This is a genomic window from Brevundimonas sediminis (genome assembly GCF_048799765.1).
Classification (GTDB): domain Bacteria; phylum Pseudomonadota; class Alphaproteobacteria; order Caulobacterales; family Caulobacteraceae; genus Brevundimonas.
On the sequence record NZ_JBLYQK010000015.1, the window covers coordinates 1 to 24,540 of the forward strand.

General features: G+C 70.2%; 20 protein-coding genes. 5 read left to right on the plus strand and 15 right to left on the minus strand.

The genetic code is table 11. The features are described from left to right. The 12 genes from gspL to ACLQ7T_RS09865 form a co-directional block, all read right to left on the minus strand. Window positions 1-775 (minus strand): type II secretion system protein GspL (gspL, locus tag ACLQ7T_RS09810; protein WP_420479272.1); only part of this gene is annotated, 775 nt, incomplete at its 3' end. Next, complete coding sequence (gene gspK / locus ACLQ7T_RS09815; protein ID WP_420479273.1) at window positions 772-1,755, minus strand: type II secretion system minor pseudopilin GspK; 984 nt, start codon at window positions 1,753-1,755, stop codon at window positions 772-774. The genes gspK and gspL, both read right to left, overlap by 4 nt. Continuing rightward, window positions 1,752-2,339: a type II secretion system minor pseudopilin GspJ gene (gspJ, locus tag ACLQ7T_RS09820; RefSeq protein ID WP_420479274.1), complete on the minus strand. Its 588-nt coding sequence runs from the start codon at window positions 2,337-2,339 to the stop codon at window positions 1,752-1,754. Before gspJ ends, gspK begins: the two co-directional genes overlap by 4 nt. Further along, complete coding sequence (gspI, locus tag ACLQ7T_RS09825; RefSeq protein WP_420469561.1) at window positions 2,336-2,692, minus strand: type II secretion system minor pseudopilin GspI; 357 nt, start codon at window positions 2,690-2,692, stop codon at window positions 2,336-2,338. The genes gspJ and gspI overlap by 4 nt, the downstream gene beginning before the upstream one ends. Continuing rightward, complete coding sequence (locus ACLQ7T_RS09830) at window positions 2,685-3,206, minus strand: GspH/FimT family pseudopilin (RefSeq protein ID WP_420479275.1); 522 nt, start codon at window positions 3,204-3,206, stop codon at window positions 2,685-2,687. The genes gspI and ACLQ7T_RS09830 overlap by 8 nt, the downstream gene beginning before the upstream one ends. A gap of 7 nt (window positions 3,207-3,213) precedes the next feature. Beyond that, entirely contained in the window at window positions 3,214-3,705 is a 492-nt protein-coding gene (gene gspG / locus ACLQ7T_RS09835) for a type II secretion system major pseudopilin GspG (protein ID WP_420479276.1), read from the minus strand. A gap of 14 nt (window positions 3,706-3,719) precedes the next feature. Next, window positions 3,720-4,934 (minus strand): type II secretion system inner membrane protein GspF, encoded by a 1,215-nt coding sequence (gene gspF, locus ACLQ7T_RS09840; RefSeq protein WP_420479277.1) that lies wholly within the window; start codon window positions 4,932-4,934, stop codon window positions 3,720-3,722. Continuing rightward, window positions 4,934-6,445, minus strand: a complete 1,512-nt coding sequence (gene gspE, locus ACLQ7T_RS09845; RefSeq protein WP_420479278.1) for a type II secretion system ATPase GspE — start codon at window positions 6,443-6,445, stop codon at window positions 4,934-4,936. The genes gspF and gspE overlap by 1 nt, the downstream gene beginning before the upstream one ends. A gap of 4 nt (window positions 6,446-6,449) precedes the next feature. Continuing rightward, a complete protein-coding gene (gene gspD / locus ACLQ7T_RS09850; protein ID WP_420479279.1) occupies window positions 6,450-8,516 on the minus strand; it encodes a type II secretion system secretin GspD in 2,067 nt (688 codons plus the stop codon). 5 nt (window positions 8,517-8,521) lie between these two features. Then, window positions 8,522-9,385, minus strand: a complete 864-nt coding sequence (locus ACLQ7T_RS09855; protein WP_420479280.1) for a type II secretion system protein N — start codon at window positions 9,383-9,385, stop codon at window positions 8,522-8,524. 190 nt (window positions 9,386-9,575) lie between these two features. Continuing rightward, a complete protein-coding gene (locus ACLQ7T_RS09860) occupies window positions 9,576-12,209 on the minus strand; it encodes a TonB-dependent receptor domain-containing protein (RefSeq protein ID WP_420479281.1) in 2,634 nt (877 codons plus the stop codon). A gap of 81 nt (window positions 12,210-12,290) precedes the next feature. Next, window positions 12,291-13,814, minus strand: a complete 1,524-nt coding sequence (locus tag ACLQ7T_RS09865) for a hypothetical protein (RefSeq protein ID WP_420479282.1) — start codon at window positions 13,812-13,814, stop codon at window positions 12,291-12,293. A 296-nt stretch (window positions 13,815-14,110) separates the two neighbouring features. Here ACLQ7T_RS09865 and ACLQ7T_RS09870 point away from each other — a divergent pair, with 296 nt between their 5' ends. The 5 genes from ACLQ7T_RS09870 to ACLQ7T_RS09890 are packed head-to-tail and all read left to right on the plus strand — an operon-like array spanning window position 14,111 to window position 21,173. Beyond that, on the plus strand, window positions 14,111-14,767 hold the full coding sequence (locus tag ACLQ7T_RS09870) for a prepilin peptidase (protein ID WP_420479283.1): 657 nt from the start codon (window positions 14,111-14,113) through the stop codon (window positions 14,765-14,767). A gap of 9 nt (window positions 14,768-14,776) precedes the next feature. Further along, on the plus strand, window positions 14,777-18,409 hold the full coding sequence (locus tag ACLQ7T_RS09875) for a hydantoinase B/oxoprolinase family protein (protein ID WP_420479284.1): 3,633 nt from the start codon (window positions 14,777-14,779) through the stop codon (window positions 18,407-18,409). Between the two features lie 57 nt (window positions 18,410-18,466). Beyond that, window positions 18,467-19,195 (plus strand): DUF969 domain-containing protein, encoded by a 729-nt coding sequence (locus tag ACLQ7T_RS09880; protein WP_420479285.1) that lies wholly within the window; start codon window positions 18,467-18,469, stop codon window positions 19,193-19,195. Continuing rightward, entirely contained in the window at window positions 19,192-20,157 is a 966-nt protein-coding gene (locus ACLQ7T_RS09885) for a DUF979 domain-containing protein (RefSeq protein ID WP_420479286.1), read from the plus strand. Before ACLQ7T_RS09880 ends, ACLQ7T_RS09885 begins: the two co-directional genes overlap by 4 nt. Before the next feature lie 8 nt (window positions 20,158-20,165). Continuing rightward, on the plus strand, window positions 20,166-21,173 hold the full coding sequence (locus tag ACLQ7T_RS09890) for a DUF2891 domain-containing protein (protein WP_420479287.1): 1,008 nt from the start codon (window positions 20,166-20,168) through the stop codon (window positions 21,171-21,173). A 257-nt stretch (window positions 21,174-21,430) separates the two neighbouring features. On the opposite strand, the gene pyrG is transcribed toward ACLQ7T_RS09890, so the two are convergent. The 3 genes from pyrG to tpiA form a co-directional block, all read right to left on the minus strand. After that, on the minus strand, window positions 21,431-23,083 hold the full coding sequence (gene pyrG / locus ACLQ7T_RS09895) for a CTP synthase (RefSeq protein ID WP_420479288.1): 1,653 nt from the start codon (window positions 23,081-23,083) through the stop codon (window positions 21,431-21,433). 145 nt (window positions 23,084-23,228) lie between these two features. Beyond that, window positions 23,229-23,651 (minus strand): preprotein translocase subunit SecG, encoded by a 423-nt coding sequence (gene secG / locus ACLQ7T_RS09900; protein ID WP_420479289.1) that lies wholly within the window; start codon window positions 23,649-23,651, stop codon window positions 23,229-23,231. 101 nt (window positions 23,652-23,752) lie between these two features. Continuing rightward, the gene (tpiA, locus tag ACLQ7T_RS09905) at window positions 23,753-24,502 is read right to left on the minus strand and encodes a triose-phosphate isomerase (protein WP_420479290.1); all 750 of its coding nucleotides are present in this window, start codon (window positions 24,500-24,502) and stop codon (window positions 23,753-23,755) included. Window positions 24,503-24,540: the final 38 nt, after the last annotated feature.

A 24,540-nucleotide genomic window follows, 5' to 3' on the forward strand; every position in this document is an offset into this window, starting at 1 on the left:
TGGCCGAAAAGGCCGGGGTCTCGCGCAAGACCATCAACACCGTCGAGAACGGCGCCGCCGCGATCATCAGCGCCAGCGGCGACAGCGCCGCGACCGCCGCCAGGGCCGCAGCCCGGCCCCAGCCGCGACGATTGCCGGCGGCTTCCCGCATCCGGACGGGGGTCAGGTCGATCGGCGGATTGAGCGCCGCCTGCACCAGCATCCGCTCGACGGCGGCCGGATCATCGACCGGCTCGACCGTGCGGCCTGCGGCGACCAGATCGACAAGATCCGGCTGCACCGAGGCGGCGAAGCGCCGGCCCCGCAGGGCGATCGCGCCGCCGAACGCCACGGCGGTGAGGCTGTCGTCCTCCGGCTCGCCAAGCGTCAGTGCATCGGGAACGAGGGCGTCCGCCCGTACGCCCAGTCCCGCCAGATAGTCTCCCCAGGCGTCCAGCAGCGACGGATTGACCAGGGCCGCCAGTCGAGGCGCTCCGGCGACCGGCACGGGCCCCAGCGCGACCGACAACCGGTCCGGAGAGGCGGCCAGGTCGTCCTTGAGCGCCCACAGGGCGGCGGCCCGCTGCTGCGCCGCGCTTCCGGGCGGCAGTTCCAGCCACCGGATCAGGACGTCGGCGCCGGGCGCCACGGCGACCGTCCGCATCGGCTCCGGCCCCTCGACCGCCTCAACGGTCAGGGTTCCGCGCTCGAGCACATAGCCCCCGGCGCCGATCACCAGATAGGGCGCGGGGTCGCCCGCCAGGGCGGGGATCAGGATCAGACGCGTCGGCTTCATTCTTCGGGGGTCCATCGCTGGATGACGGTGCGGACAGCGCCGTCGGAGCGGGCCTCCAGCAGGGCGGTGCGGACGGCATGGGCGCCGCCGTAGTCAACATCGACGCGAAGACGGAAAAAGCGCGTCAGCACAACGGCCTGCGCGCGAGTTTCGTCATCGGGTAAAACGTTTGAGAGGGCCGGCTGCGCCCAGAAGGCCTCGCCGTTCGCCCAGCCGTCGCGCGGGCGGCGGGCGATAACCGCCCGGGCTTGCTGCGGCGTGATCCGGCCGAGCGTCAGCATGGTCAGCAACGGCGCCTGGTCAGGCGTCAGGGTGTTGACGTTCAGGGCCGACATCTGACTGGTCGGCAGGGCGCAAATGTAGGGTCGAAGCCGACGCCAGGCGTCCGCATCGACCCCTTTCACGGCCCGCAGCTCGCTGACCTCGGCCATCATGACCCCGGCGGTGCGGTAGGGCGTGGACAGGCCTGCATAGGCCCCGTCCTCGGCCCCCAGCGGCAGGGCTTCATTGTCGGCGTCCAGCCAGTCGGTCAGGGCGTCAGCGATGGCGCGCATACGACTGTCCGGCACGCCCACCGCCCGTCCGAGCGCCCGGAACTGGGCCGCGCCCTCGGGACGGGCGACGAGATCCTCGCCCACGCCCAGAACCACGCTGTTCAGGTTGAAGCAGGCCTGACCGTCCGAGACCGTCGCGCTGATCGCGCCATCCTCGATCGGGAAATCGAGGCGCCGTCCGTTCCAGTCCGGCTGCAACGGCGTGCGGACGGGGTCCATCTGCATGAGACGACCGATCCGCCCCCGCGCCATCAGCTCGGCGCCGGAGGCCAGCCACTGGGCCTGCCCGCCGGTCTCGACATTGGTCGTCCGCCGGACAGAGAAGCGGACATCGTCCAGCAGGGCGACAGCGATCGCCGACATCACCGCCACCAGCAGCAGGACGGTCAGCAGGGCCATGCCCTCACGCCCGGAGCGACGCTTCATCGACCACTCCCCACCAGAAACAGCTGTTCCACCGGGCCATAGCCGTCCAGCGTCATCGTCAGCCGTACGGCATCCGGCAAGGGACGATCAGAGGTGGCGGTGAAGGCCGGAGCCGTCTCCCCGTCCCTGACAAAGGCCACGGTCGCGTTGCGCACACCCCGGTACAGGACCTGTGGAGGACCGGCGCGGGCGCCGTCCAGCTGTTCGGCCACCCGGCGCTCGAGTCGATCCTCGACCAGCCGGTATTCCACCCTTTGCAGCGACGGCCGCGCGCGCTCGCCGGGATTGCTCCAGCCGGCGCGGGTCAGTGTCAGCAGGGGATCGGCCGACGTCATGGGGCCGACCATCGCCTGGGGCGCGGCCCGGCCGGCGGCGCCCCGGGCCCGACGCCCGGTCGCCTGCCCGATGTCGGCCCGCAGCAGGGCCCGCATGCGCTGCAGGTCGCCGACGCGGTCGCTCTGCTCCTTGACGGCGAACCGGTTGTCCACGGTCACAGCCAGCACCGCCGCCCCCGCCGCCGCCAGCAGGGCGAAGATCAGCAGGGAGATCAGCACCTCCACAAGGGTGAAGCCGGCGCGCCTCATGGAGTGCGCCTGCGGAACAGGGTGCGCTCGGCCGCCTGCCCGTCCTCGTCGCGGACGCGCACATCAATGCGCAGAAGATCTGGATCGGCCGTCGCCAGGACCGCGCGGGTCCAGGCCCAGCGCCGCCCTCCGAGGTCGGACCGCCCGGTTGTCTCACCCTCGCCCAGCGAAGGCGCGACGGCAGCCTCGACCGCCACGTTCTCGGCGACCATGCCGCCGAGGGTGCGGGTCTCGACGCGCTGGGCCGAGCGGGTGCTTTCTCCGGAAAGGTTCAGGAGGGCCATGGCCGCCAGGCTGAAGACCGCCAGCGCGACCATCATCTCGACCAGGGTGAAGCCGTTTCGCTCAGCCATCGACCCGCACCTCCCCGGCGCCGTCCACCGAGACGGTCCGGCGGCGCCCCTCGCGGGCCAGGGTCAGGTCGGCGGGGTCCGCCACCCCGGTCGGATCGAACACCATCCGGAGGTCGCCGGCGGCGGTCGACACCGTGACGCCCTCGCCCCAGGATCCGGCGCGGAACGGGCCGTCGTCCAGGGGCGTCCATTGCCGCCCGTCGAAAGTCGAGAAGGCGTAGCCGTCGGCTCCGACGTCCACGGCGACCGCACGGTTGGTCAGGATGGCCTCCTCGCGGGCGCGGACCAGACGGGCGGCGAAACGCTCGGCCTCGGTGGCCACCGCCGGCGTCGGCGACGGCAGGGTCAGGACCACCGCCCCGGCCGCCAGTCCGATGATGGCCAGCACCATCAGGAGCTCCACCAGCGTGAAGCCGCCCCTTGCCGCCCGGACGCCCGACGCACGGCCGTCCCCGGCCCGGGGACGCAGGGCGCCCCGGCCGCGAACGCGCGCATCATGAGCGTCGCCCCCCAAGGATCACCTACCGCCAATTGCCGATGTCGGCGTCGTTGCCCTCGCCGCCCTCGCGGCCGTCGGCGCCGAAGGACCAGACGTCGAAGGCGCCGCCGTGACGGCTCTGGCGGCTGAACTGGTAGTCGGCGCCCCACGGATCCTTCGGCAGACGGCGGATGTATCCGCCTTGGCGATAGCGGTCCGGATTGGCCAGACCGACCGGCGCACTGACCAGCGCCTCAAGGCTCTCCGGGAAGGCCAGATTGTCGAGGCGGTAGGTCTCGATCGCCTGCTCCAGGGTGGCGATGTCGGCGCGCGCCTTGCCGACCATGGCCTTGTCCTGGCTGGGCAGGACGTTGATCACGACCACCGTCGCCAGCAGGCCGATGATCACGATGACCACCATCAGTTCGACCAGGGTAAAACCCGCTCTCTTTTGGGCGCTACCGCGTCGCGCGCGGCGCGACGCTGCTTGAGCGCGAAGGCGACGTTGCTCAATTTTCTTTTCGAACTCAGTCATTTCGAAGCTACTCCTCAACCCATAGCGAGGGTGTTGATCTGCAGAATGGGCAGCAGGATCGACAGGACGATCACCGCCACCACGCCGCCCATGACCACGATGATCGCCGGCTCCAGCAGGCTCAGCATCACGGCGGTGAAGGTGGAGAACTCGCGCTCCAGATAGTCGGCGGCGCGCTCCATCATCGGCTCCAGCCGGCCGCTGCTCTCGCCCGAGGCGGTCATGTAGACGAGGATCGGCGGGAAGACGTCGGCCCGGCGCATGGCGGCGGACAGGCCGCCCCCCTCCCTCACCGCATCCGCCATGGTCGCGGTCGCCTGACGCAGGCGCCGGTTGGAGATGGTGCGGGCGGTGATGGTCAGCCCCTCCAGAACCGGCAGGCCCGAGGTCAGCATCGTGGACAACGTCCGCGCCATCTTCGCCCCGTGCAGGTCACGGGTCAGCCGCCCGACCAGCGGGAGCTTCAGCAACAGGGTGTCGGCCCTCAGCCGGATGGCCGGATTGCGCAGGGCGACCGCGCCCAGCGCGATCCCCGACGCCAGCGCAAGGATCATCAGCCAGCCCCAGTCGCGCAGACCGCCGGACACCCCGATCACCACCCGCGTCAGCAGGGGCAGGGTCTGGTGCATGCTCTCGAACTGGTCGACCACCCGGGGCACGACGAAGGCCATCAGGGCGATGATGACGCCCAGCGCCACGACGGCCAGGACCGCCGGATAGACCAGGGCGGTGATCACCTTGCCGCGCACCTGCTGGTCGCGCTCAAGGCCGTCGGCGAGACGCTCCAGGATCGGCTGCAGGGCGCCCGAGGCCTCGCCCGCCGACACCATGGCGCGATACAGCGGCGGGAAGGCCTGCCCCTGCAGGCCCATGGCGTCCGACAGGCGACGTCCTTCCAGCACCCCCGCATGCACCCCTTCCAGCACCCGGCGCACGGCGGGACGGTCGGCCTGCAGGGCGATGGTGCGCAGGGCCTCCTCCAGCGGACTGACCGAGACCAGGGTGGCCAGCTGGCGCGTGGTCAGGGCGAGGGTGCGGGCGTCGAGCTTCGCCCTCTTTCCCGAGGGCGCGGCGGCGCGGGCGGTCCCGGACCGGGCGGACAGGACCTCCAGCGGCATCAGCCGGCGCTTGCCCAGCAGGGCGCGGGCGGCGGGCTCGTCCGCGGCCGTCACGGTTCCCGAGACGGTGCGTCCCCCGGCGTCCACCGCCACATAGTCGAAGCTCGCCATCAGGCCGCGACCTCGCCGGCGGCCGGCTCATGAGCCTCGCTGGTCTCCTGACGGGTGACGCGCACCGCCTCCTCGACGGAGGTCACCCCGGCCAGGACCAGATCCCGGGCGCGCTGGCCGAGGGCGCCGCCGCCCTCGAAGGCGGCTGCGGCGATGGCGTCCTCACCGGCCTCGGACGCGATCAGGCGACGCACCCGGTCATCCGCGCGCAGGGTCTCGTACAGGCCCACCCGGCCGACATAGCCGGTGTTCTGGCAGTGCGGACACCCGTGCGGACGCCAGACCGTGTCGCCCTTCCTGACTCCCGCCAGCCGCGCCGTCGCCTTGTCGGCGGGTTCGGCCGTGCGGCACTCGCCACACAGGCGGCGGACCAGACGCTGGGCCACGATCAGCCGCAGGGTTGAGGCCAGGAGGAAGGGCTCGATCCCCATGTCGCGCAGGCGGGTGACGGCGCCGACCGCATCGTTGGTGTGCACCGTGGACAGCACCAGGTGGCCTGTCAGCGAGGCCTGCACCGCGATGCCCGCCGTCTCCACGTCGCGGATCTCGCCGACCATGACCACGTCCGGGTCCTGACGCAGGATGGCGCGCAGCCCGGCGGCGAAGGTCATGCCGACCTTGGTGTTCACCTGCGTCTGGCCGATGCCGTCGATGGCGTATTCGACCGGATCCTCGACGGTCAGGATGTTGCGGGTGGCGTCGTTCAGCAGGCTGAGCCCCGCATAGAGCGACGTCGTCTTGCCCGAGCCCGTCGGTCCGGTGACGAGGATGATCCCGTTCGGCTCCCGGAGCGCGGCGCGGAAGGCCTCCAGCGCGTCGGGCGCCATGCCCAGCTGCTCGAGCGACAGTCCGGCCTGGTCCTTGTCGAGGATCCGCAGCACCACACGTTCCCCGGCCCTCGACGGCAGGGTCGACACCCGGACGTCGAGGGTCTTGCCGCCCAACGCCAGCGGAATGCGCCCGTCCTGCGGGATCCGCTTCTCGGCGATGTCCAGCCGCGCCATGACCTTGATCCGCGACACGAGCAGCGGGGTGATCCGCGGACTGAGGGTCAGGGCCTCGCGCAGGACGCCGTCCACGCGCAGGCGCACGACCAGCGCGCTTTCAAACGGCTCGAGGTGGATGTCCGAGGCGCCGGTCCGCACCGCCTCGGCGATGATCCCGTTGATCAGGCGGATGACCGGGGCGTCGTCGGCGGTGTCCAGCAGGTCGGCGGCGGCCGGGATATCGTCCACCAGACCCTCCAGCCCGCCGGGCATGGCCAGATCGTCGCCGTCCGCGGCGCTCAGATGGTCGCCCGCATAGACCTCCGACAGCTGCCGGTCGAAGGCGGCCTGCGGGAGGGGCTCGATCCGGAGGGGGCGACCCAAAACGCGGCGGGTCTCGATCAGCGCGGACGGATCGGCGCCCTCGCGCAGCCCCACGACCGCGACCTCGCCCGCATCCAGCAGGATCACCCCGTGCCGCTTGGCGAAACCGTAGGGCAGCGTCGGATTGACGAGGGTGATCATCGGATCACTCCTGCGGCGCGGGCGCGGCGGGCGGCAGGGGCGAGATGACCACCTCGCCCGGGACCATGGCCGGCGACGGGGCGACGGGCGGCTGGGCCCGCATGTAGTCACGCAGCATCTCGTCCAGGCTCGGCTCGCGGGTCGGATCGGCGGCCAGTTGCTGATCCCGCATATAGCCCCAGCGGTCGGCGCTCAGTTGCCGCGCATCCGCCGTCGAGCGGACGATGGTCGGCCGCAGGAACACCATCAGATTGGTCCGTCCGCGCTGCCGGCTGGTCGAGCGGAACAGGGCCCCGATGACGGGCACGTCGCCCAGTCCCGGCACCTTGTCGATGGCGAGACGGTCGTTCTGGTCCAGCAGACCGCCGGCGACGGCGATGTCGCCGTCATCGACCACAAGGGTGGTCTCCAGCTCACGCTTGTTCAGCACCAGATCGTTGCTGGAGGCGGTCAGCAGCCCGTTGATGCTGGAGACCTCCTGACGCAGATGCAGGGTGATCGAGCCGCCGGCGTTGATCTGCGGACGGACCACCAGCTTGACCCCCACATCCTGGCGCTGGGTGGTGCGGAAGGGGTTGGAGTTGCCGTCCAGCAGGGCCTCGCCCGTGGTGATCGGCACCTCCTGCCCCACCAGGATGGTCGCCTCCTCGTTGTCGAGCGTCATCAGGGAGGGGGTCTGCAGCAGGTTGGAGCCGCTGTCGGTCTTCGCCGCATTGATGATGAAGCCGAACAGGCCGTCGCCGATCGTGCCGCCACCGCCGCCGACAAAGCCATTGGCGCCGAGGAGGGAGTTCAGGGCGAGGTTCTGCAGTTGCTCGCGCAGCGGGTCGTCAGCGTCCAGACCGGTCGCGGCGGCGCCGCCGGCGATCGGCAACAGCGGCGTGGCGCTGTCGCTGTAGTTCGTCAGGCCGATCGGCGCGCCGTCCTCGCCGGCCAGCAGCCACTGGACGCCCAGTTCGCGCACGGCGGTGTCGCTGAGCTCCACGACGATCGCCTCGATCAGAACCTGCTGGCGGCGCTGGTCCAGCTGGCGGATGACCTCGGCCAGAGTCCGCTGGGTCTCGGCCGAGGCGGAGATGACCAGGGCGTTCGCCCCCGGGAAGCGGGCGATGGTCGCGCGCTGGCCGGGCGCGGCCGGGGCCACGGCGGCGGCGGCCGAAGGGGCGCTGTCGCCGGCGGTCGCCGTGGCCGGGGCGGCGTTCGACTGGGCCGGCGTGATCGGCTGGCCGACGATCTGCTGCAGGACCGGCAGCAGTTGCTCGGCGTTGGCGTGCTCCAGGAAGATGACGCGGATGTCGTCGGCCGAGCGGGCGCGACGGTCCAGGTCCTCGACCAGCGGCCGCACGCGCGCCACCGCCGCCGCATCGCCGCGCAGGACGATGGAGTTGGAGCTGTCGACCGGGGTGACGGAGACCATCCCCTGCCCCGGCTGGCCGCCCGGCGGCGCCAGAACCGACTGCAGGACCGCCGCGATCTCACGGGCGGACGAGTTCTCGAGCGTGATCACCTCGAAGCTGGCGCGATCCACGTCGATGCGGGCGATCAGGGCGCGGATCCGGCCCAGATTGTCGGCGAAGTCCGCGACCACGACGCTGTTGGCGCCGGGATTGGCCAGCACCTGCCCCTGGGCGCCGACCAGCGGCCGGATCGTCTCGGCGGCCGAGGCGGCGTCGATATTGCGCAGCTGGAACACCTCGGTGCTGAACCGCTCGCGGCCCACTGTGGCGGGCCCCTGCGCGGCGCCCTGCGCCGGACTGATGCGATAGGCGCCCGAACCGGTCTGGGTGACCACAAGCCCGTTCGCCCTCAAGGTCGACAGAAAGACCTCGAACAGCTCGGAGCGCGACAACGCCCGTTCGCTGGTCACCGTCACCGTACCGGTCACCGCCGGGTCCACGATGAAGGTCCGCCCGGTCATCCTGGCCACGTCCTGGATGAAGGCGCGAATGTCGGCCCCCTGGACGTTCAGCGTCTGGCGCGCATTCGCCTGGGCGAGGGCGGGGGCGACGGCCAGCGGCCCCTGGGCGATCATCAGCCCGGCCAGAACGGCGCAGACGGCATTGCGGCTCATGCGGGTCACCGGGCGGTCCTTATGGTGGTCGAGCGCACCTCGCCGCCACGCTCGAAGCGGATTTCGGCGGAGGAGGCGGTTGCAAGGTTGCGGCGCAGGTCCGCGATCCGGCCTGCGCTGTTCAGTTCGATGCCGTTGACGGCCAGGATCACGTCGCCGGCCTGCAGTCCCGCCGCGCCGAGCGCCGGCGCCGCGCCGGAAGCGTTCACTGTGAAGCCGTTCACCGCCAGCCCGCGCATGCGCGGACGCAACGACGCCTGGCTCATGAGCTGGGCGGGATCGACCGCAGCTGTGGCCGAGGCCGGGGACGGCGCGGGAGGCGGCGCGGGCGGGGCGACGACCTGGTCCCCCGGCGGAGGCGGCGGCGGGGGCGCGGCGCCCATCGGGGTTTCGGCGAAGATCAGACGGCTCAGGGCGCCGTTGCGGGACAGGACGACATGATCAGCGCCGACCGCGTGAAGCGTCAGGCCCGGCTCGATCTCCTCCCCGACCCCCACCGAAACCTGCCGGCCGTCCGCCAGTCCGATGATGGCCGACCCGCCGCCGCCGCCGTCGGCGCGGACGCCGAAAAGGCGCATCTGGCTGCTGCCGGTCGCGGTGTCCTCGGCCATGCTCGACTGGCCGCCGGTGCGGAAGAAGGCGTCGAAGCGCTGGAAGACGGTCAGGTCCGCCGGCGCCCGGGCGGCGGGCGTCCCGATCGAGGCGACCGGGCGCGGCTCGACGACAGTCCAGATCAGACGGCCGCCCTGCACCAGCAGCACCGCGACCAGAACCCCCTCGACCACGGGGCGCAGGCGTACGGGACGCGACGCGACATCCTGCGCGAAGGCGCGGGCCGACGAGCTCCAGTTGCGAAGAACAGCGATCACGACAGACGCCCGGCACGGGCCCCGACGGCCCGAACGCGTCCTAGACCAATCGTCCGGGTTCGGGCTTCACCGCGAGGTGAAGACCCCGCGAACCAAGTATGACAACCTCGCCGGATACAGACGGTTTGTCGTCAAAAGTGCGAAAAGACAAAGGGCCGGCCCCTCACGGAGCCGGCCCCTGTTTTCGGGATCAGAAGCGGGCGGTCAGGCTGATCGAGCCGCTCGCGCCCAGTTCATAGCCGTTGATGATCACCCGGTTGCCGAGTTCCTGATACTCGAGGAACTCTTCACCCAGCAGGTTCCGCAGCTCCACCGACACGCCGTACTCGCGCCCGGCGTAGTCGAAGTCCTTGCGGAAGACGAAGTCGAGCTGGACGCCCGGCTCCTGGATCAGGTCGGGTTCGCCCGGACGGCCGCGCGCCGAGGTGCGCTCGGACACATAGTTGGCGATCAGGGTCGCCTGCGACCGGGCCGTATCGTCTTCCCAGCCCAGCTGCACGTTGACGACGTGCTCGGACTGGCCCTGCAGACGACTGCCGTCGACCACGTAGAAGGACGCGGGCTGGGCCACGCCGAGGCTGTTCTGCGTGATGACCGTGTCACCCGCGCCGACGTTCACTTCCGAGTCGGACCAGGTGTAGTTGGCCTGGGCCAGCCACCGCTTGTTGGCGATGAAGTCCATGCCCGAACCGAACTCGAAATACTTCTTCACCTCCAGCTCCGCACCCATGATCGTGGCGTTGGGAGCGTTCAGGAAGGTCTGGGAGATCGACGAGCCCTGGTCGATGACGCTCGACTCGATGGGCTTGTCGAGGTCCTTGTAGAACAGGCCGGCGGTCACATACTGCTGACGGGCGAAGTACCACTCCCAGCGCGCGTCGACGTTCAGGATCTCGGTGTCGACGAGGTAGGGGTTGCCGATGAAGGTCCGGTCGCTTTCGACGTCCGTGTACTGCTGCGGCGCCAGTTCGCGGAACTGCGGGCGGCCGATGGTCTTCGACGCACCGATGCGCAGTTGCATGTCCTCGGCGAAGTTCCAGGTCACCGTGCCGGCCGGCAGGAGATACTCCTCCTCGATCCGGGTCGGCAGGAAGCCGGTCGAACCACCGAAGAGATCGCGCGGCGTGACCGACTGTTCGCCCTGCTCGTAGCGCAGGCCCAGGTTCAGGTTGACCAGCGGAATGAACTCCGCGGCGACCTGGGCGTAGGCGGCCTTGACCGTCAGCTGCCCGTCGAACGCGGCGGCGCCGTTGGTGCCGGTGATTTCCTCGATCTGCAGGTACGGCCCGATGTTGGCGTCCGAGAACAGATAGTCGACGCGCGACTCCAGCTGTTCCGCCGTCAGGCCGTTGGGGGCGATGAAGCGCAGGGTCCGCTGCTGCGAGTCCCGGTTGTTGTCCGAATAGGCGACCCCGAACGAGAAGACGGCCTCGCGGGCGTCCGACAGCGGCAGGGTGTAGTGGATGTCCGCGCCGCCCGAGACGATGTCGTCGTTCAGCTCGCTGAACGAGATGGCGTTCGTCTCGATGTCGTGGATCCAGTCGCCGGCCACGTTCTGGCCGTAGCCGAAGCGGCTCTCGTACGGCGCGTCACGCGAGGTGACGGCATAGGCCGCCCGCCAGTCGAACTCCCACTCGCCGGCCGCGCCGAAGGTGTGCTCGCCGGCCAGTTGGGTCGAGAACAGCTGACGCTCGAACCATTCGGTGTGATCGGTGCGGCGCTGACCGCCCGACGCGTCATCGAAGCCGGCCTCGCTGCGGGCTTCCTTGGAGACGTTGCGGACGAACAGGTTGGTCCACTTCAGCGTGCTGGTGTCGCTGGTCAGGCTGACGGCGCCGAGGAAGTTCAGCGTCAGGTCGTTCTGGTTCGACTCGAAATCGAAGTCGTTGGCGGTCACCAGGGCGCCGGCGTCGATCCGGCCCGACTGGCGATCCCCCCGACGACCCGTCCATTTGTTGTCGTACGAGGCGACGAACACGCCGCCCAGGGTGCCCATTCCGGTTTCGGTCGAGGCGCCGCCCATGAAGCGCAGGCCGAAGTTCGCCGGCGTGGTTTCACGTTGCAGCAGACGCAGCGGCGCGTTGACCAGCGACTGGCCCATCAGGCGCAGTTCGTTGGCCGTGAAGTTGGCGGACGAGATGCGCTGGCCGCTGTTGAAGCCGAGCTGCAGCGCCCCCGGAACATCCCGGGTGCCGTCGTCGAAGCTCGTGAAGTCCGTCCGCGAGCCGTAATAGATCAGCGACTCCTTGCCGGACGTCTCGGTGTTGCCGCTGACCGAGGCCTGCATGCTGAAGAACGGCGCGGCCGGCGTATCGATCGTCTGCAGGTCAACGACGCCGCCGCCGAACTCGCCCGGGAAGGCGGCCGAATAGGTCTTCTGAACGGTCAGGCCCGCGAGCACTTCCGACGGGAAGAGGTCCAGCGGCACGACGCGTTGCAGCGGCTCGGGGCTCGGCAGGGGCGAACCGTTCAGCAGGGCCGAGGAATAGCGCTCACCGAGACCGCGGACGTAGATGAAGCGACCTTCGACGATCGACAGGCCGGTGACCCGCGCGAGGGCCTGGGCCGCGTCGGCGTCGCCCGTGCGCTCGAGGTCCTCGGAGGTCAGGAAGGCCGCGACCTCGGGGCTCTCCCGGTTCGGCTGGGGAATGTAGCGGCCCAGAACGACAACCTCTCCCAGATCGCTGTCCGGCTCGACGTGCGGCTCGGCCTGCTGGGCGGGGGTCTGGGCGGTCGGGGCGGTCTGGGCCAGGGCGGCGCCCGGCGCGACCAGGGCGGTGGTGGCGAGCAGCAGCCCGCCGAGGGTCATGTGTACGGTCTTCATGGTCTGCGCCTCGAAGGAGTCAACGGAAGGGATCGGCGAGGCGGGCGGCGGCCCGGAAGCCGCCGCCCGTCCCATCCGTCATCAGCAGGACGAACCGGCCTGGAGACCGCAGGTCCAGCCCTGGTACCAGGTGTCGGCGGCGTTGCGCACGGCGCCGATGTAGGTCACCGCGGTGAACCAGCTGTAGACGCCCGGCGCGTTGGTCGGGGTCACGGCGGTTTCGTTGGCGCCGTTGATGAAGGCCAGGCTCTGGGCCGTCAGGGTGGCGCCGGCCGGAGCGGTCATCGTCGAGACGCCGGCGGCGGTGTTGTTCACGTTGGTGGCGGTGATGAACACAGCCTCGGTCGCCGCCGCGTTGACGTTCGAGTCGTTCTCGTACGGGCGATTGCAGGCGAAATAGACCGAGCGGAACACCGGGTTGTTGGCGACCGTCTGGGCGTCGTCGATGTCCAGGCAGGCCGCGGCCGAGGTCGTCGGGTTGGTGAAGACCGAGTTGATGATGGTCGGCTGGGTGCCGGTGTTCAGCGTGATCAGCGCGTCCGCGGCCACGGCGGCGTTGCGGCCGACGATGGTGAAGTTCGAGACCTTGGGCTGGGCGTAGAAGGTCGTCCCCGACGGGGCGGCCGACCATTCGAAGCCGCGGCTGCCGTTGGTCACGGCCGTCGGGCGCTGGGTGATGATGCCGAACTGGGCGCCGCCGCGCCAGCCGGTGTCGGTGTCCAGACCGTCATCGTCGGCGCCGTTGATCACGATACGGCTCAGGTTGACGGTGCCGCCGAAGATTTCGATGCCGTCGTCCGAGCTGTTGTAGGCCTGGACGTATTCAACCACGGTGCCGTTGCCGACGCCGGCGAGGGTCAGGGCCTGAAGCTCGTTGTTCGGCGAGATCTCGAAGCCCGAGTAGCGGATCTGCACGTAGCGCAGACGACCCGAGTTGTCCGAGGCGTTGTTGCCGCCGTAGTTGGCGCTGGTGCCTTCGACCTGACCGACGCAGGCGATGTTCGGCGCGGTCACGCCGACCGGGCAAACCGCCGTCGGCGCGCGGCCGGCGAGCACGATGCCGCCCCACTGGCCTTGCGAGTTCTCGGTGGTGGTGCCGTCGATGTTGGCGCGGCTGGTGAAGATGATCGGATTGGTCGCCGAACCCTCGGCGAAGATCTGCGAGCCGCGGTTGACCAGCAGGTAGTCCGAACCGCCCGAGCCGTACAGGCGCACGCCCGCCTCGATGGTCAGGATGCCCTGTTGCGAACCGGCGACCGGCGCGGCCGGATCAGCGCCGCGGTCGGTGCCGACTTCGGTGCGGCCCGAGATGGAGTAGACGGTGCCGGCGCGGAGCGGAACGGTCAGGTTGCCGGTGATGGTGGTCGGCAGCTGGCAGGCGCGCAGGGTGCCGCCGCCGACCAGGCCGACGTTGGCGAAGCCGGTCGGGCAGTCCGCGGCCGGGGTGCCCGGGGTGACCGGCGGGGTGACGGGCGGAGTGGTCGGACCCGTGCCGCCGCCGAAGTCGCCCTCGCCCGGCGAAGCGACTTCAGCGGAGCCGCAGGCCGCCAGGGTCAGGGCGCTGGCCGACAGGGCCAGCAGCGTGGTCAGTTTGAAGCCGTTCATCGTTTTCACCGTGTCTGGTCCGAAGAATCTCACGGCAGGTGAGACCGGGCGCCCATGCGTCCGGCCCGACGAAGCTCTTCCCCCGCCCTGCCCCGTCCGTGGTTAGGCGGCGGATATGACAGCGGGGCCGCCGAAGCATGACGGTTCCGGATCGCTTCCATGAAGTTGTCGTCTCGGGTTGATGAAAGACCGTCCCGACCCGGCGCAACCTTCACAATCAGCGTTCGACGGCATCATCTTGCGGGCGTTGATCAGGCCGCCTATCGCAGCAGTCGGACCGTCGTGCGGGGGAGCGAGTGAATCCTGTCATCGTCACACTCGCGTTTCCGGCCGCCGGCATCGGGGTCGGTCTCCTTCTGGCCTGGATCAGCGTGCGCCTTCCGGCCGGACCGGACGACCGCCCGCGGCTGCGCTGGCCGCGCGTCCTCGCCTTCAGCCTCGCCGCCGCGGCTCTCGGCGGCTGGGCGGCGGCGTCGCAGGACCTGCTCTCGGCCGCCCTGCTCACCGCCGTGCTCGGCTGGATGTTGCTGATCATCGCCGTGGTCGACGCCGAGCATTTCTGGCTGCCCGACGAATTGACCCTGCCGCTCGGCGCGGCCGGTCTGGGCGCCGCCCTGCTTCCGGGGGGGACCGGACTGGTCCCCGCCGCCATCGGCGCGGTCGCGGGCTTCGTCGGCCTGTGGCTGCTGGCCCGGCTCTACAGGCGCGCGCGTGGACGCGAGGGCCTGGGCGGGGGAGACCCCTTCCTGCTGGCGGCCGGCGGCACCTGGGTCGGCTGGATCGGCCTGCCGTCCGTCCTGCTCTGGGCCGCCGCCTCCGGCCTCAGCCTCGTGCTGGCGCGTCTGGCGCTGAGGAAGTCCGTGTCGGGGCAGGACCGCCTGCCGTTCGGCGTCTTTCTGGCCATCGGCGTCTGGATGACCTGGATGTTCGGGCCTCTGGGCCTGCAGCGCTAGGATGACCGGATGAGTCGGGACGGCGCGATGCGACAGGCGGACGGGTGGCGGTTCTGGATCGACCGGGGCGGCACCTTCACCGATGTCGTCGCCCGCGCGCCCGACGGCGCCCTGAGCACCCGCAAGCTTCTGTCGGTGAACCCAGAACAGTACGCCGACGCCGCCGTCGAGGGCGTGCGCCGGGTGCTGGGCGCCGAGCCCGCCCCCCTGCCCGCCGGACGGGTCGAGACCGTCCGCATGGGCACCACCGTCGCCACCAACGCCCTGCTGGAGCGCAAGGGCGAGCCGACCGTGCTGGCGATAACCCGCGGCTTCGGCGACGCCCTGCGCATCGGCTGGCAGAGCCGCCCGGAACTGTTCGCCCGCCACATCCGCCTGACCGACCAGTTGTACGACCGGGTGGTCGAGATCGACGAACGGGTCCGCGCCGACGGAGCTGTGGACAGGCCTGTGGATATCGAGGGGACAAGGCGGGGACTGATGGCCGCCCGGGAGGCCGGGTTCCGGTCGGTGGCCATCGCCCTGGTGCACGGCTGGCGCTTCACTGATCATGAGCGACAGGTGGCTGACATCGCCCGCGAACTGGGCTTCGAGCAGATCTCGGTCAGCCATGAGGTCGGCGCGCTGATCAAGCTGATCGGGCGCGGCGACACCACGGTCGCCGACGCCTACCTGTCGCCGATCCTGCGCGCCTATGTGGACAAGGTTGGGGATAACCTCGGCGACGCCACACCCCTGTTGTTCATGCAGTCGAACGGCGGACTGACCGCGGCGGGCGCCTTCCGGGGCAAGGACGCCATCCTCTCCGGCCCGGCCGGAGGGGTGGTCGGCATGGCGGAGACCGCCCGGGCCGCGGGCTTCGGGCGCGTCATCGGCTTCGACATGGGCGGCACATCCACCGACGTGTCCCACTTCGCGGGTGAGTATGAGCGGACCTCGGACGCCGTGGTCGCGGGGGTGCGGCTGCGCGCCCCCATGCTGTCGATCCATACGGTGGCGGCGGGCGGCGGCTCGATCTGCCGCTTCGACGGCGCCCGCCTGAGGGTCGGACCGGAGTCCGCCGGCGCCGTGCCCGGCCCGCGCGCCTATCGCCGGGGTGGGCCGCTGACGGTCACGGACTGCAATGTCCTGCTGGGCAAGCTGAAGCCCGACTTCTTCCCCGCCGTCTTCGGCCCGGGCGCCGACCAGCCGCTGGACGCCGACGCCGTCCGCGCGGGCTTCACCGAACTGGCCGCCGGGGTCGAGCGCGCGACCGGTCGCCCGACCGCCCCGGAAGCCCTGGCCGAGGGCTTCGTCACCATCGCCGTCCAGAACATGGCCGAGGCGATCAAGTCGATCTCGATCCAGCGCGGCTACGACGTCACCCGCTACGCCCTGAACTGCTTCGGCGGCGCGGGCGGGCAGCACGCCTGTCTGGTGGCCGACGCCCTGGGCATGACCACGGTGATGCTTCACCCCTTCGCGGGCGTTCTGTCGGCCTATGGCATGGGCCTGGCCGAGGTGCGGGCCATCCGGCAGGCGACGGCGGCGATGCCGCTGGAGGCCGGCGCCGACGCGGACATGACCGCGCGGATCGCGACGCTGGGCGAACAGGCGCGCGCGGAGCTGACGGCCCAGGGCTTCGCTCTCGACCGGATCACCGTGGCCGCGCGGGCCGAGATCAAGTTCGCGGGCTCGGACACGCCCCTCACCGTGCCCTTCGGTTCGACGGATCAGATGACCGCCGCCTTCGAGGCCCTGCACCGCCGCCGCTTCGGCTTCTTCGCCGAGGGCAAGGCGCTGGTGGTCGAGACACTGGAGGCCGAGGCGGTCGGGCTGTCCGGTCAGACGGCGGAGGTCGGCGGCGACCTGTCCGCCCGCGCACCGGAGGTTGTCACGCGCACCCCGGTCTGGATGGCCGGCGCCAGCCGAGACACGCCGGTCTATCGCCGGGAAGCCTTCGGGCCGGGCGCCGCAATCGAGGGACCGGCCGTCATTCTGGAGGACACCGGCACCACCGTGGTCGAGCCGGGCTGGCGCGCCGAAGCGGATGCGGGGCTGAACCTGATCCTGACGCGGGCGGTTCCCCTGCCCGCCCGCAAGGCCATCGGGACCCACGCCGACCCGATCCTGCTGGAGGTGTTCAACAACCGCTTCACGGCCGCCGCCGAACAGATGGGCGAGGCGCTGAGGGCGACGGCCTATTCGGTGAACATCAAGGAGCGGCTCGACTTCTCCTGCGCCGTCTTCGACGCGGGCGGCGCCCTGATCGCCAACGCCCCGCACATTCCGGTGCATCTGGGCTCGATGGGCGAGAGCATCCGCACGGTCATCGCCTCACGGGGCGAGGCGCGCGACGGGCGCGGGATGAGGCGCGGCGACGTCTACATGCTGAACGCGCCCTACAATGGGGGCACCCACCTGCCGGACATCACCGTCATCATGCCGGTCTTCCTGGACGCCGACGACGCCCCGGCCTTCTTCGTCGCCGCGCGCGGGCACCATGCGGATGTCGGCGGCATCACGCCCGGCTCCATGCCGCCGACCTCGAAGACGGTTGAGGATGAAGGCGTGCTGATCGACGACTTCCTGCTGGTCGACGCCGGGACGCTGCGGGACGCCGAGACCCGCGCCCTGTTCGCCTCGGGTCGCCACCCGTCGCGCAACGTCGATCAGAACATGGCCGATCTGAAGGCCCAGGTCGCCTCCTGCGCCCGGGGCGCCGACGAACTGGTCCGCATGGTCGGCGAGTTCAGCCGCGATGTCGTCGCCGCCTACATGGGCCATATCCAGGACAATGCCGAAGAGGCCGTCCGCCGCGCCATCGCCGTCCTGAAGCCCGGCGCATTCGAACTCGAGATGGACGACGGCGCGATCATCCGTGTACGGATCGACGTAGATGCCGAAGCCCGCAGCGCGGTCGTGGACTTCACCGGAACCAGCGACCAGCGACCCAACAATTTCAACGCCCCGCTGTCGATCACCCGCGCGGCGACCCTCTATGTCTTCCGGACCCTGGTGGACGACGCCATCCCCCTGAACGAGGGCTGCCTGAAGCCCGTGACCCTGATCGTGCCCGAGGGGTCGATGCTGAACCCCCGCTACCCCGCCGCCGTGGTGGCCGGAAATGTGGAGACCAGCCAGGCCGTCGTGGATGCGCTGTACGGCGCCCTGGGCGTGCTGGCGGCCAGCCAGGGCACGATGAACAACTTCACCTTCGGCGACGCCACCCGGCAATATTACGAGACCATCGCCGGCGGCTCGGGCGCCGGGCCGGACTTCGACGGCACGGCGGCGGTGCAGACCCACATGACCAACAGCCGCCTGACCGATCCCGAGGTGCTGGAGACGCGCTTCCCCGTGCTGCTGGAAGCGTTCTCCATCCGCCACGGCTCGGGCGGCGCGGGTGCGAACCGGGGCGGCGACGGCGCCGTGCGGCGGGTGCGGTTCCTCGAGCCCCTGACCGCCGCCATCCTGTCCAACCACCGCCGCACCCCGCCCTTCGGCGCGGCGGGGGGCGAATCGGGCGCGGTGGGTGTGAACCGGATCGAGCGCGCGGACGGGACGGTGGAGGCTCTGAGCTCGACGGCGGAGGTGCGGATGGCGCCCGGCGACGTCTTCGTCATCGAGACGCCGGGGGGCGGCGGTTTCGGAAAGCGCTAGGGCTTTCGCGGGGCCGCGAACCGCGCGACTGTCCGCGTTCGGAAGGAGGGGGACGCCATGCTGGTGCTTCTGGGGATCGCTGTCGTGGTCGCGGGCTTTGTCGCCCGGATCAATCCGCTGCTGGTGATACTGGCCGCCGCCGTCGTGACAGGCGTGCTGGCGGCGGTCGGCGGCGGCGTGGACGCCCGCGGCCTGTTCGAGGCGGGGGTGACGACGCTCAGCCGGTTCGGGGACGCCTTCAACGACAACCGCTACTTCCACATCACCTGGCTGATCCTGCCGGTCATCGGCGTGCTGGAGCGGGCGGGGCTGCAGGAAAAGGCGCGCCAGTTGATCGCCGAGGTCCGCGCCGCCACCGCCGGACGGCTGCTGCTGGTCTATCTGTTCGTGCGGCAGGCCACCTCGGCGCTGGGCCTGACCTCGCTGGGCGGGCATCCGCAGATGGTGCGGCCGCTGGTGGCTCCCATGGCCGAGGGCGCTGCGGAGGCCGAGCATGGCCCCCTGCCCGACAAGGTCCGCTTCCGCATCCGTGGCATGAGCGCCGCCACCGACAACATCGGCCTGTTCTTCGGCGAGGACATCTTCATCGCCATCGGCTCCATCGTCCTGATGGTCGGTTTCCTCGAACAGGCGGGCATCAAGGTCGAGGCCCTGCACATCTCCCTTTGGGCCATCCCCACGGCCATCGCCGCCTTCATCGTGCACGGCGTCCGTCTGTGGCTGTTCGACCGGTCGCTGAAGCGCGATCTGGCCGCGCCCCCATCGGAGGCGGAGGCGGCGCGATGATCACCCTGCAGCACGCCTATATCGTCACCGGCCTGATGTTCCTGGCCTTCGCGGTCTTCACGGCCATGGACCGAACGCACCCGACCCGCATCCGCAACACCCTGTTCTGGGGCCTGATCGCCACCTCCCTGCTGTTCGGCGACCTGCTGGGCGGCCTGGGCAACGGCCTGCTGGTGGTGGCGCTGGTCATCGTCGGCGCGATCGGCAGGATGGGCGTGGGCCGGCCGGCCACCACCACCCCGGAAGAACGGCGCGAGGGCGCGACCCGACACGGCGCGGCCCTGTTCATTCCCGCCCTGATCATCCCCCTGGTCGCCGTGGGCGGCACCCTTCTGGCCAAATACACGGATGCGGGCGCCTGGCTGATCTCGGACAAGCAGACGACCCTGATCGCGCTGGGCCTCGGCTGCCTGATCGCCCTGTTCGCGGCCATGGCCTGGTTCCGGCCGCCTGTCCTCGCCCCCGTGCAGGAGGGCCGCAGGCTGATGGACTCGATCGGCTGGGCCAGTCTTCTGCCCCAGATGCTGGCCTCGCTGGGCGCGGTCTTCCTGGCGGCGGATGTCGGCGGTGTGGTGGGTCAGCTGGTCAGCCAGACCGTGCCCCTCAACACGCCCCTCCTGGCCGTCATCGCCTACTGCCTCGGCATGGCCCTGTTCACCGTGGTGATGGGCAACGCCTTCGCCGCCTTCCCCGTGATGACCGCCGCCATCGGCCTGCCCATCGTGGTGCGCCAATTCGGCGGCGACCCGGCCATCGTCTGCGCCATCGGCATGCTGGCGGGATTCTGCGGGACGCTGATGACGCCCATGGCGGCCAACTTCAACGTGGTGCCCGCCAACCTGCTGGAGTTGCCCGACCGCAACGCCGCCCTGAACGGCGTGATCCGGGCCCAGATCCCGACCGCCCTCATCCTGCTCTTCGTCAACATCGTCCTGATGTACGCCCTCGCCTTCCGCTTCTGAGTTTCCCGATGACGCACAGCCTCGACGCCGCCACGGCCTCCCGCTTCGCCAACGCCGCCCTGGGCCACGTCACCCGCGAGTATCCGAACAAGCTGGATCACGTGATGACCGGCCGGCGCGACGTGAAGGGTCCGCGCGACCTGCATCCGATCTTCTTCGGCAGCTTTGACTGGCACTCCTGCGTCCACGGATGGTGGACCCTGTTCACCCTGCTGCGGCTCTATCCGGACAGCCCCGAGGCGCCGCGCATCTGGGCCCTGGCCAATGAGCTGTTCACCCCGGAGAACGTCGCCGCCGAGGTCGCCTACCTCGAGCAGCCGTCCAGCCGGGGGTTCGAACGCCCCTACGGCTGGGGCTGGCTGCTGATGCTGGCGGCGGAGATGGACCGGCACGACAGCGAGGACGGCCGCCGCCGCGCCGCCATCCTGCGCCCGCTGGCCCGCGCCTTCGCCGACCGCTTCCACGCCTACCTGCCGCTGGCCGCCTATCCGGTCCGGGTCGGCGCCCACTACAACACCGCCTTCGCCCTGCGGCTGACGCTGGACTGGGCCGAGGCCAATGATCCGGTGCTGGCCGCCCTGTGCCGGGAGAAGGCCCTGGCCTGGCACGCGGAGGACCGCGACTGCCAGGCCTGGGAGCCGTCGCAGGACGAGTTCCTGTCACCCGCCCTTATGGAGGCCGCCCTGATGCGGCGGGTCCTGCATCCGCACGACTTCCAGGACTGGTTCAACGCCTTCCTGCCCAGGGTCGGATCACAACGGCCCGCCACCCTGTTCAGCCCGGCCAGCGTCAGCGACCGGTCCGACGGCAAGATCGCCCATCTCGATGGCCTGAACCTGAGCCGGGCCTGGTGCTGGCGCGAAATCGCCTCGGCCCTGCCGGACGGCGACATCCGGGCCGCCGTCGCCCGCAAGGCCGCCGCCACCCACCTTGAGGCGGCCCTGCCCCATGTCACCGGCGACTATATGGGCGAGCACTGGCTGGCCAGCTTCGCCCTTCTCGCCTTGCGCGCCTGAGCCGAACGCTCAATCTCTGCGCGTTAACTAAAAGAAATTACTGTTTTTCTTGCGTCAGGATAGCCTGAAGAACATGGTTCTCCTGAAGGGAGAACAGCGATGTTCAACGCACTGCGCTGCGCCCTCAGGGGCCACATCTTCGTCGACAGTCGATCCCGTCCGGGCATGCAGACCTGCGTCCGATGCAGGATGAGGCAACCGTTTGAAAGCCTTGAGCTCCGGCTGGCCACCCCGCCCGGCAAAAGCCGGACCCGCGTCTAGACCAGCCGGCTCTGCACCAGCGCCGCGGCGATGAAGCCGGCGAACAGCGGGTGCGGGGCGAACGGCCGGCTCTTCAACTCCGGGTGATACTGGACGCCGATGAACCAGGGATGGCCCGGACGTTCGACCGTCTCGGGCAGGACGCCGTCCGGCGACAGGCCGGCGAAGACCAGGCCGCCCTTCTCCTCCACCGCCTCGCGGTAGTTGATGTTCACCTCATAGCGGTGCCGGTGGCGCTCGCTGATGGTGGTCGCGCCGTACATCTCCGCGATCCTCGATCCCGGCTTCAGCGTGGACTCATAGGCGCCCAGACGCATGGTGCCGCCCAGGTCTCCGCCTTGCTGGCGCAGGACCCGCTGATTGCCCTGGGTCCACTCGGTCATCAGACCGACCACAGGCTCATTCGTCGGGCCGAACTCGGTCGAGGACGCCTTGGGGAAGCCGGCGAGGTTCCGCGCCGCCTCGATCACCGCCATCTGCATGCCGAAGCAGATGCCGAAATAGGGAATGCGGTTCTCACGGGCGAAGCGCGCCGCCTCGATCTTGCCTTCCGAGCCGCGCTCGCCGAAGCCGCCGGGCACCAGAATGGCGTGGGCGCCCTGCAGGCGCGCGTTGCAGGCGTCCCGGTCGCCCTCGAAGGTCTCGGCCTCGACCCAGTCGATGTTCACCTTCACCCGATTGGCGACACCGCCGTGATGAAGCGCCTCGATCAGGGATTTGTAGGCGTCCTTCAGCACCGTGTACTTGCCGACCACGGCGACGGTGACCTCGCCGTCCGGGTTCAGTCGACGGTCGACGATGTCGGTCCAGCGGGACAGGTCCGGCGCGGGAGCGTCGGTGATGCCGAAGTGTGCCAGCACCTCGCTGTCCAGGCCCTCGCGGTGATAGTCCAGCGGCACGGCGTAGATGTCCGCCGAGTCCATGGCCTGGATGACGCCGCTTTCGCGCACGTTGCAGAACAGGCCGATCTTGCGCTTCTCGTCCGCCGGGATCGGCTGCTCGCAGCGGCACAGCAGGATGTCCGGCTGGATGCCGATGGAGCGCAGCTCCTTGACCGAGTGCTGGGTCGGCTTGGTCTTCATCTCGCCGGCCGTCTTGATGAACGGCAGCAGGGTCAGGTGCACGAAACAGCTCTGGCCGCGCGGCAGGTCCTGGCCGAGCTGACGGATCGCCTCGAAGAAGGGCAGCCCCTCGATGTCGCCGACGGTGCCGCCGATCTCGACCAGCACGAAATCCACGTCCTCCCCGTCGTCGGTCAGGGCCTGGCTCAGGCAGAAGGATTTGATCTGGTCGGTGACGTGCGGGATCACCTGGACCGTCGCGCCCAGATAGTCGCCGCGGCGCTCCTTCTCGAGGATGGTCGAGTAGATGCGGCCGGTGGTGATGTTGTCCGATTTCGCGGCCGAGACGCCGGTGAAGCGCTCGTAGTGGCCGAGGTCGAGATCGGTCTCGGCCCCGTCGTCGGTCACGAAGACCTCGCCGTGCTGGTACGGGCTCATCGTGCCCGGATCGACGTTCAGATAGGGGTCGAGCTTACGAAGGCGAACCTTGTAGCCGCGCGCTTGCAGAAGCGCGCCGAGAGCGGCGGAAGCGAGGCCTTTTCCCAAGGAGGAAACCACGCCGCCAGTGATGAACACGTAACGGGCCATGGGGGATCACCTTACCGCTGATTCGGCCCGCCGGATGACCGGGGACCGAGCAAACATGTGGAAGAAGGGGCGCGTAAAACGCGCCCCTGAACTGCGAAGACTTTGAGGGCGGGAGAGGAAGGCGGGAAGACGTCCCCGCCCATCCTTATTCAGCCGGCGCGGGTTGGGCCGGAGCCGGAGCCGGGGTCGCCGACAGGCTGGATTCCAGATCCTGCAGGGACGGAGCGGCCGGCTGCGCGGGTGCGGCGTCCGGGGCGCCCGCGGGCGCCTGTTGGCCGGCGGCCGGCGGCGGCGTGGCCAGATCACCCACGGCGTCCGCGTCCACGATCGAGCGGCTCGAGCGCTCGACGTTGCCGAGAATGGTCAGGGAAACGGCGCAGGCGAAGAAGATCGCCGCCAGGATCCAGGTCGCCCGCGTCAGCAGATTGCCGGCGCCGCGCGCGGTCATGAAGCCCGAGGGACCGCCGCCCATGCCCAGCGCGCCGCCTTCGGAGCGCTGAAGCAGGACCACGCCCGCAAGCGCGATCGAGACGAGGATCATGACGACGAGGAGAATGATCTGGAGCATGACGGCCGATATGTGTGGCGCACCCGCGCCGATCAAGCGGCGGCGTCTATCATCAAGAACCGGGTGAGGGAATAGGGCGCGGGGCGGGGTAGGTCCCGGGGTCAGGCGGCGCGGATGATTTCCAGGAAGTCCGCGGCCTTCAGCGAGGCGCCCCCGACGAGCGCGCCGCCGACTTCCGCGACAGCCAAGATGTCGCGTGCATTGTCCGGCTTGACCGAACCGCCGTACAGGATGGGCTGATCCGCCGCACCGAGGCCCAGTCGCTCGATCATCGCGGCGCGCACGGCCCGATGGACCTCCTCGATCTGCTCCAGCGTGGGCGTCAGTCCCGTGCCGATCGCCCAGACCGGTTCATAGGCCACCGCGAACGCATGTCCCGCCAGGGCGAGCGGCAAGGACTGGATCACCTGTCCGCGCACCACCTCGACCGCCCGGCCCGCCTCCCGCTCCTCAAGGGTCTCCCCGACGCAGACGATCGGCGACAGCCCCGCCGCCAGCGCCGCCTCGGCCTTGGCCAGCACCAGGGCGCTGGTCTCGCCGTAGCCCTGACGGCGCTCGGAATGGCCCAGAATCACCAGCCCGGCGCCGGCGTCCTTCAACATGGCGGCGGCGATATCGCCCGTGTAGGCGCCCGAAGCCTCGGCGCGGCAATCCTGCCCGCCGACTTCGATCGGCCCGCCGTCGCACAGCTGCGCCATACGCGCCACCAGGGTGGCGGGCGGACACAGGGCCACCCGGCATGTCGCGGCCTGACCGGCCAGTTCGGCCTTCAGACGCTCCACCTCGCCCAGGCTCGCGCCCAGGCCGTTCATTTTCCAGTTGCCGGCAACCAACTTCACGGATTGTTTCATGCCGCCTCTCTAGGCGGCCCGGACGCGCAAGCCAAGAG